Annotated in this window: 9 protein-coding genes and 1 pseudogene; 7 read left to right on the forward strand and 3 right to left on the reverse strand. The window is 59.3% G+C overall.

The annotated features are described in order from the left end of the window. The 4 genes and pseudogenes from A3754_RS27580 to A3754_RS08515 all read left to right on the forward strand — a co-directional run. Nucleotides 1-758, forward strand: a pseudogene (locus A3754_RS27580) (electron transport complex subunit RsxC); the annotation flags it as partial. 127 nt (nt 759-885) lie between these two features. Next, nucleotides 886-1,914, forward strand: coding sequence for an electron transport complex subunit RsxD (gene rsxD, locus A3754_RS08505; RefSeq protein WP_063519318.1), 1,029 nt, complete (start codon nt 886-888; stop codon nt 1,912-1,914). Further along, complete coding sequence (rsxG, locus tag A3754_RS08510; RefSeq protein WP_063519319.1) at nt 1,914-2,561, forward strand: electron transport complex subunit RsxG; 648 nt, start codon at nt 1,914-1,916, stop codon at nt 2,559-2,561. Before rsxD ends, rsxG begins: the two co-directional genes overlap by 1 nt. Before the next feature lie 258 nt (nt 2,562-2,819). Then, a complete protein-coding gene (locus A3754_RS08515; protein ID WP_063519320.1) occupies nt 2,820-3,530 on the forward strand; it encodes an electron transport complex subunit E in 711 nt (236 codons plus the stop codon). 191 nt (nt 3,531-3,721) lie between these two features. Here the strand turns inward: A3754_RS08515 and A3754_RS08520 are convergent, their stop codons facing one another. Continuing rightward, a complete protein-coding gene (locus A3754_RS08520) occupies nt 3,722-4,186 on the reverse strand; it encodes a hypothetical protein (protein ID WP_063519321.1) in 465 nt (154 codons plus the stop codon). A gap of 266 nt (nt 4,187-4,452) precedes the next feature. On the opposite strand from A3754_RS08520, the gene A3754_RS08525 reads away from it, so the two are divergent. Next, the gene (locus A3754_RS08525) at nt 4,453-4,983 is read left to right on the forward strand and encodes a glycine zipper 2TM domain-containing protein (RefSeq protein WP_063519322.1); all 531 of its coding nucleotides are present in this window, start codon (nt 4,453-4,455) and stop codon (nt 4,981-4,983) included. A 140-nt stretch (nt 4,984-5,123) separates the two neighbouring features. Here the strand turns inward: A3754_RS08525 and gltS are convergent, their stop codons facing one another. After that, nucleotides 5,124-6,308 carry a sodium/glutamate symporter gene (gltS, locus tag A3754_RS08530; RefSeq protein ID WP_063519323.1) on the reverse strand — a complete coding sequence of 395 codons (1,185 nt, stop codon included), beginning with the start codon at nt 6,306-6,308 and terminating at the stop codon, nt 5,124-5,126. Between the two features lie 117 nt (nt 6,309-6,425). Here gltS and nth point away from each other — a divergent pair, with 117 nt between their 5' ends. Both nth and A3754_RS08540 read left to right on the forward strand, forming a co-directional pair. After that, a complete protein-coding gene (gene nth, locus A3754_RS08535; RefSeq protein WP_063519324.1) occupies nt 6,426-7,064 on the forward strand; it encodes an endonuclease III in 639 nt (212 codons plus the stop codon). 58 nt (nt 7,065-7,122) lie between these two features. Then, nucleotides 7,123-7,566 (forward strand): DUF3617 domain-containing protein, encoded by a 444-nt coding sequence (locus tag A3754_RS08540; protein ID WP_063519325.1) that lies wholly within the window; start codon nt 7,123-7,125, stop codon nt 7,564-7,566. A 109-nt stretch (nt 7,567-7,675) separates the two neighbouring features. Here the strand turns inward: A3754_RS08540 and A3754_RS08545 are convergent. Further along, nucleotides 7,676-8,063 (reverse strand): dienelactone hydrolase family protein (locus A3754_RS08545; RefSeq protein ID WP_197468576.1); only part of this gene is annotated, 388 nt, incomplete at its 5' end.

Consider the following 8,063-nt stretch of genomic DNA (forward strand, 5'->3'; position numbering starts at 1 on the left):
CAGCGGAGGAACAACCCGACCCAGTGGCGGCGTTGAAGAAGCAGGTTGGCGATGCGTCGTTGGCCTACAAGGCGGCGGTGAAAGCCGCCAAGCAGGCCGACGAAGAAGGAGCCGACAACGCGGCAGACTTGCACTTCGAAGTCGCTCGCCTGAAAGCCATCGCGGATCAGCTAAAGGCAGAGCTGCGCGATGCCAAGGCCGCAGCACCGCCCACGCCGAAAGCGGCGCCGGCAGCAACCGCCACCACTGACAGCCCAGCCGTGCCGGAAGAGCAGGCACCGCAATCATTGGCCGAAGTCGACCCGGAGCAGGCAGCCAAGCGCCAGAAACGACTCAAAATCCTGAAAACCGCCTACAACATGGCGCACAAGCAGTACAAGGAAGCCCACGCCGCCTACGAGCGGGCCGAGCGTAACGAGACTGCCAGCGCCGACGAACTCCAGGCCATGCAGGTGAAGATCGACAAGCTCAAAGCCAAGGCGGACAACGCCCGCGATGCACTGGATGCCCTGGTCGAAGAAGCCAAGGCCGACATTCGCGCCCACACCGGCAAGGATTTGAAAACCCTGAAGCTGGAAGCCGCCCGCGCAGAAAGTGCCCTGGCCGACAAGCAACAGGAGCTGGAACAACAACGCAGCAGCGCTTCGGAAGACACCCTGGAAGCCCTTAGCTCGGAACTCCAGGCCCTGGAAAGCGAAACCCAGATTGCCCGCAAGGCGCTCAAGCAGGCGGTAGAAGAACAAGGATTGGCAGAATGAATAGACGCTCGATGCTTGAGGCCAAACGCCTGACGCTGGCCCCATATTTCCGTAGGAGCGTCGCTCGAGACGCGAATCTGCGTCTCGCGTCGAGCGCCCGGCCTCAGGCTGCACACGGAGTGTCCCAATGAGCCTGATTACGTCCACCTCACCCCATGCCACGGTGAAAAACAACACCGGTGCCTTCATGCGCCAGGTGATCTACGCCACCCTGCCCGGCCTTGCCGTCCTCACCTGGCAGTTCGGCTGGGGTTCGGTGATCAATGTGCTGTGGTCGGTCATCGTTGCGCTGGTCAGCGAGGCGCTGTTCCTGAAAGCCCGTGGCCGCAACATCGCCTTCTACCTGAAAGACTACAGCGCAGTGGTCACCGCCGTTCTGCTCGGGCTCGCCCTGCCGCCCACCGCCCCCTGGTGGCTGACCCTGATCGGGGTGAGCTTTGCCATTATCGTGGCCAAGCAACTCTATGGTGGGCTGGGCATGAACCCCTTCAACCCGGCCATGGTCGGCTATGTGCTGCTGCTGATTTCCTTCCCGGTGGCCATGACCCAGTGGCTGGCGCCCGGTGAGCCACTATCGTTTATGCAAAGCTGGCAGCTGTTCACCGGGCAGCTTCCGGTGGATGGCCTTAGCGGCGCCACCCCCCTGGACACCTTCCGCACGGCCCACAGTGCCGGGGCCGCCAGTGAAGGCGAACTGGCCAGCCACAGCATTCTGCATGGCCAGTTTGCCGGGCTTGGCTGGGAATGGGTCAATCTGGCGTTTCTGCTGGGCGGCCTGTACCTGATCAGCCGCAAGATCATCACCTGGCACATCCCCGTCGGCTTTCTCGCCGGCCTGGGTTTGCCCGCCCTGCTGGCCTGGTTGATTGATCCTGTCCGTTTTGCGGATCCGCTGTTCCAGCTGTTTTCCGGCGGCGCCATGCTGGGCGCGTTCTTCATTGCCACCGACCCGGTCAGCGCCGCCACCAGCCGCATGGGCCGCCTTGTTTATGCCTTGCTGATCGGCCTGCTGATCTGGGTAATTCGTACCTTTGGCGGCTACCCGGACGCGGTGGCGTTTTCAGTATTGCTGTTGAACCTGTCTGCGCCCTTCATTGATTACTACACCCAGCCGCGAACCTACGGGCACAAGTCATCCAAGCGAGGTGTCAGCTGATGATGCGTTATGCCATCACCAAGAACGCGGTCATCCTCGGGTTGTTTGCCATCGGCACCGCCGCCACCCTGGCCATTACCAATGAAGCCACGCTGGATCAGGTCCGTTGCAATAAGCAACAAGCACTGATGACATCGCTGAACCAGGTCATGCCCCACGCCCAACACGACAACGATTTGCTCACCGACCGTATTACCGTGAGCGACCCACTACTGGGCCGCAACGAGCATCACCTCTATCGGGCCCGCCTTAATGGCGAGGACAACGGCGCCGTGCTGGAAGCCACCGCGCCGGACGGTTACGGTGGGGCCATTGCCTTGATTGTCGGCGTGGATACTCAAGGGGAGATACAGGGCGTGCGTGTGGTTCCGCCACACAATGAAACCCCGGGCCTGGGCGACAGTATCGAAACCAAAAAATCCGACTGGATTCTGGGTTTCAACGGCCATTCTCTGGGCAACCCTGCCACGTCCGGCTGGGCCGTGAAAAAAGACGGCGGCGACTTCGACAGCTTTACCGGTGCCACCATTACCCCCCGCGCCGTTGTCGGTGCGGTGCACCGCGCCCTGCAGTATTTCGACGCCAACCAGAATAATCTCTTCAGTGCCCCTGCGGACACCACCCCGGTGGAGACCTGTGATGAGTGACATTAATTATAAAAAAATCGGGTGCCAGCTCACGGTAGGATTTACGCATTCAGCGTCAAGCTGGGCTTGTAGAGCAAGGCATTTTGGCGCAGGCATAGCGGGCCTATTCCAAGCCGAAATAACACCGCTCTGCGAGCCCAGCTTGGCGCCCTCCGGGTCACTCCCAAAGCGCCCCACTGCTTCGTTGTTTCCTTTCGTCATAAGCCCACTATGCCATCAAGAAAACGCCTTACATTGGACCGCTTTGGGAGTGACTGAATGAGTAAATCCTACCGTGAGCTGGCACTGGACGGCTTGTGGAATAACAACCCGGCCACCGTACAGATTCTTGGCCTGTGCCCCTTGCTCGCGGTCACCGGTTCCGTGGTCAACGCCATGGGACTGGGCCTGGCGACCCTGGTAGTGCTGATGGGCTCCAACGCCTGTGTCTCGCTGATTCGTCATTACGTCACTGATGCGGTGCGTCTGCCCGCCTTCGTGATGATTATCGCCGCCATGGTGACGGTGATCGAAATGCTGATGCAGGCCTACACGTTCGAACTGTACGAAATCCTCGGCATCTTCATTCCGCTGATCGTGACCAACTGCGCCGTGCTCGGCCGCGCCGACGCGTTCGCCAGCAAGAATGCCGTGCTGCCCTCCATGGTGGACGGCTTTATGATGGGCCTGGGTTTCCTGGTAATCCTGCTGATTCTCGGCGGCATGCGTGAACTGGTGGGCCAGGGCACCCTGTTCACCAACATGCAGCTGCTGTTCGGGCCCATGGCGGCCAACTGGGAACTCACTGTCATCGACAACTACGGCGGCTTCCTGCTGGCCATACTGCCCCCCGGCGCCTTCCTGGGCCTGGGCTTGATCATCGCCGGCAAGAACGTCATCGACAAACGCCTCAAGGAAGTCCAGAAGCGCAAAGCCAGTGACGAACCCAAGGTCAGCCGTCGGGTGCGCACCACCGGGAAAGTCAGTTAAGCGCACCACTGCACCCGTGTAGGAGCGTCGCCGGCGGCGCGATAACAGCAGTCGCGAGAAGCGAGAAGCGAGTTTCGAAGAACAAAACCTCATAGAGCGGAAATTTCAGGTTTTCGCGACTCGAAACTCGTGCCTCGAAACTACGTTATCCCGCTCCTACGGCAATCGTTTTCGCGGCTCGAGCGCCGCTCCTACAGCACCAACCCTGCCACCAACAACGCCACCGCCACCAACCCATGCGGTAGAAACACGTGGCGCCAGCGCAGGATGCGTAACAGCTCTTTCATGCCGCCGGCGCGGCGGCTGCGTTCCCAGCTATCGGCGCTCTGGAAGGGGACGATTTCGTCCACTTCGCCACGAAAATGCGCTTCGATTTTTTCGATACGCGCATAATGCGCAGACTGAAAGGCCTTCCAGTGGCCTTCAACCAACCAGAACAGCAAGCTTCCCACTACCCCGACCCACAGCAGCGCCGGGCGGTCAAAAAACGCCCCTGACCCCGCCAGAATTCCAGCCAGCGTCACACTCCAGGCCTTGATGGTCAGCGACTTCTGATCAAACGAATCAATCAAGCTGGTGAGGTGGAAATATTCTGCCTGCAACTGCGCATCCAGTTGCGCAGCGGCGGCGGTTTTTGTCCCCACACTCTGTTCCATACGTCCCCCTGTATGCATCGTTGTGACGGTGAATAATCATGAATCGTAGCGGTAAAATAACCCAATGAGAGCACTGACCCGTGCGCCAGGATTGTTCCCGTTCCTGGCACTGCAAACCGCTGCACAGGCGGACAATAGCATAACGCTGCGGTGATTTTTTACCTGCCTTTTACCTTCACACTTTTTTGCAATTGAGCCCCCTTTAACCACGAACTCTCTGTGCCAGACTGGCTCTAACAGGGAAATAACGGAATAAGGAGTCAGCCATGAAAAGCGCAGCAATTGCCACCCTGAGTATTGTGGGTGCCGTGGCCGTCGCAGGTGTGGGTTATGGAGCCTATCAGGCAGTAACCCCGCAAAAGTCAGGCTATGCCAAAGTGGTCAATGTGGACCCCATTGTGAAGACCTGGCAGGAACCGCGTGAGGTGTGTCAGCAGGTTAATGTTGAGCGCAAAAAACCCGTGAAAGACCAACACCGGGTCACCGGTAGTGTGGTCGGTGCGGTAATCGGTGGCGTGGTTGGTCATCAGTTTGGTGGTGGTAGCGGTAAGGACGCCGCAACAGCCGGCGGTGCGATTGCCGGTGGTGTCGCCGGTAACCAGATCCAGAAAGGGATGCAGGAAAAAAACACCTACACCACCACGGAACAGCGTTGTAACACGGTGATGGAAGACAAAAGCCGCACCGAAGGCTATGACGTGACCTACACCTTCAATGACAATGAAGAGACGATTCGCATGGACAAGAAACCCGGCGAACGCCTGCGCATTGAAGAGGGAGAAGTGGTTACCCAGTAACCAGAAGCAAGTTTCGAGGAGCGAGGAGCGAGGAGCGAAAGGCCAAACCGGTTGGCTCTTCGAAACTCGCTCCTCGTCACTCGCTTGAGTTCTTTCTACCGTCGCGCACGCAGCTCATAGTAAACAACGTTCGCATTGCCCTAGCCCGACAGCACAGACACGAACGTCTGAATAATCGTGGCATTGGCAATATCCACGATAAAGCCCCCCACCACCGGCACGATAATGAACGCCAATGGCGACGGCCCATGGTGCTGCGTTACCGCCTGGATGTTCGCGACCGCGGTTGGGGTCGCGCCCATGGCAAAGCCGCAATGGCCCGCACACAGCACCGCCGAATCATAGTTGCGCCCCATCAAACGGAAAGTCACAAAGGTAATAAACGTCAGCGCCAACAGCACCTGACCAACCAGCATGGCCAGCATGGGCAACGCCAGGTCCACCAACTGCAGTAGCTGCAGGCTCATGAGCGTAATCGCCAGAAAGATCCCCAGCGCCGTATTCCCCACCACATCGATGGTGGCGTCGTTAACGCGCCACAAGCGGCGTGCAGTGTTGCCCAGCAGAATACACACGAACAACACCCATACGAAGGTCGGCAGGCGGAACACGGAAGCAAACTCCTCGGCCGCCACCTTGCCCACCACAACCCCCACCGACAACAACATCAAAATACGGATCACGCTGCCCGCCGAAATGGGGTGTGGTTTTTCCGCCGTGTCATAGGCCGCGTCGCCCTCCGCCGCCCCATGGGCCGGGGCAGCAATGCGGTAGCGACGAATCAGGAACATGGCCAACGGGCCGCCCAGCAAGGCCCCGAATACCAGGCCAAACGTGGCCGACGCCGCCGCCAGTTCGGACACACCGGTGAGTCCAAAATCCTTCTCGAATACGCTAGCCCAGGCCGCACCCGTGCCGTGCCCACCGGTCATCGTCACCGAGCCACCGATCAGCCCGTAATAAGGATCCAGGCCCAGCAATTTGGCCATGCCAACACCGGCCAGATCCTGTAACGCCACCAGCACGATCACCAGCACCGCAAACAGCAGCATGGCCCAGCCGCCCTGCTTCAGCAGGCGAAAATCCGCAGCCAGCCCCACCGCCCCGAAGAAAAACAGCATGGAGGGCACCTTCATGCTTTCATCGAACGTCAGGGAAACACCACCAATTTGCAGCGCTGTCACGATAATGGTGGCCAGCAAGCCGCCCACCACGGGTTCCGGCATATTCAGCCGGGAAAGGATGGAAATCCGGTGCACCAGCCACTGACCTGTGCCCAGTACCAACAGGGCAATCATCAGGGTTTCCATGGCGGAAAACTGCATCTAACTCTCCTTCTTTGGCCCCTCTATGAGAGCCTGACATGCCATCGCATTAAGGGAGCATCCCCTCACACCCGGCGCTTCATCCGCTATACTGCCTCGCGAACACAGGAAGATGCTATGAATCGCGAAAAACGTACCGAAATTTTTTCCCGTCTGCGCGCCCAGAACCCGCACCCGACCACTGAACTGGAATACCAGTCGGACTTTGAACTGCTGGTTGCCGTGGTGCTCTCGGCCCAGGCCACCGATGTGGGGGTGAATAAAGCCACCGCACGCCTGTATCCGGTCGCCAATACGCCAGAGGCTATCTTTGCGCTGGGCGTCGACGGGCTTAAAGAGTACATCAAGACCATCGGCCTGTTTAACTCCAAGGCCGAAAACATCATCCAGTTATGCCGTATTTTGATCGAACAGCACGACAGCCAGGTCCCGCGCACCCGTGAGGAGCTGGAAGCACTACCCGGCGTGGGTCGAAAAACCGCCAATGTGGTACTGAATACCGCCTATGGCTACCCCACCATGGCGGTGGACACCCACATCTTTCGGGTATCCAACCGCACCCGTATTGCCCCGGGCAAAAACGTGCTGGAGGTCGAAAAACGGCTGGTACGACTGGTGCCGGAGGAATTTCTGCGCGATGCTCATCACTGGTTGATTCTGCATGGCCGCTATGTCTGCATCGCCCGCAAGCCCAAATGCGGTGATTGCCTGATCGCGGATCTGTGCGAATTCCCCCCCAGCCAGCGCCCAGCCTAGCCGACGCTGTCGCAAGCTCGGGGGCAGCCCTTAACCCGTACTCGCGAAGGGAATCGTTATGAAAACTGCTACCCGACTTGGCCTGTGTTTGCTGACTGCCCTGCCCCTGAGTCTTGCCTCGCTGGCAACCCAGGCCAATGAACTCACCCCCGGGCTCTGGGAGATCACCGCCAAACTGAATTCACCTGCAGTGCCGGACGCCATGCGTAATCAGGTCCGCAAGGAATGCCTCACCCAGGCCCAGGCCGCGAACCCGGAAGTCGCCATGCGCGATAGCTGGAAACAGGGAGGCTGCGGGGCTGGCGAAGTGAACCGTAGCGGCGATACCTTGCACTGGAGCACCAACTGCACGATGCCCGGAAGCAACAATCCCACCAAAATTCGCGGCGAGATGGTGCTGCACAATCCCAAGCACTACAGCACCAGTATCACGGTCACCGGTAACAAACAGTCCATGACCACCCACAGCGAAGCCAAATGGCTCGGTGCCTGCGATAAGTAAGGGCTCATCGCGGTATTGAGGGGACAGGGCCTGATGCCGAATGCCTGGCGCCCGGCCAAACAAAAACGGCCGGGCAACTCGAGCGGCTTTTGGCCTCAGGCATTCGGCATCAGGCCTCAGGCGTAGCAGTGAGCTCACCGCTGAAGACTTTCTCGAAGAACGCCAGCACACGTTGCCAGCTGTCCTCTGAGGCGCCCGCATCGAATTTCGACCGTAGTGGCGGCAACGGGCCAAGCTTTTTGAACGTGAAGGTCTGGTGGTCATTCATGAAGGAATGGCCCACATCGTCATAACTGCGGATATCGTGGGGCACCCCGAGCGTTTCCAGATGGCTGGCCAAACGCTCACCATGATCGCCGTAGAGCATATCCTGCTTGCCCCAGCCTCCTACCGCAGGGCAAATGCCGCGCAAGGTCTCGGCCTTTTTGGGGATCCCGCCATAAAACGGTGCCACCACCTGCACCGGGGCCTGGCTGGCATACAACACCGCGAATCGC

It is taken from the genome of Alcanivorax sp. HI0083 (assembly GCF_001635175.1).

What these genes read in the sequence shown, in the direction of transcription:
- rsxD (WP_063519318.1), top strand. Translation starts at nt 886, where the DNA reads ATGAGCCTGATTACGTCCACCTCACCCCATGCCACGGTGAAAAACAAC.
- rsxG (WP_063519319.1), top strand. Translation starts at nt 1,914, where the DNA reads ATGATGCGTTATGCCATCACCAAGAACGCGGTCATCCTCGGGTTGTTT.
- A3754_RS08515 (WP_063519320.1), top strand. Translation starts at nt 2,820, where the DNA reads ATGAGTAAATCCTACCGTGAGCTGGCACTGGACGGCTTGTGGAATAAC.
- A3754_RS08520 (WP_063519321.1), bottom strand. Translation starts at nt 4,186, where the DNA reads ATGGAACAGAGTGTGGGGACAAAAACCGCCGCCGCTGCGCAACTGGAT.
- A3754_RS08525 (WP_063519322.1), top strand. Translation starts at nt 4,453, where the DNA reads ATGAAAAGCGCAGCAATTGCCACCCTGAGTATTGTGGGTGCCGTGGCC.
- gltS (WP_063519323.1), bottom strand. Translation starts at nt 6,308, where the DNA reads ATGCAGTTTTCCGCCATGGAAACCCTGATGATTGCCCTGTTGGTACTG.
- nth (WP_063519324.1), top strand. Translation starts at nt 6,426, where the DNA reads ATGAATCGCGAAAAACGTACCGAAATTTTTTCCCGTCTGCGCGCCCAG.
- A3754_RS08540 (WP_063519325.1), top strand. Translation starts at nt 7,123, where the DNA reads ATGAAAACTGCTACCCGACTTGGCCTGTGTTTGCTGACTGCCCTGCCC.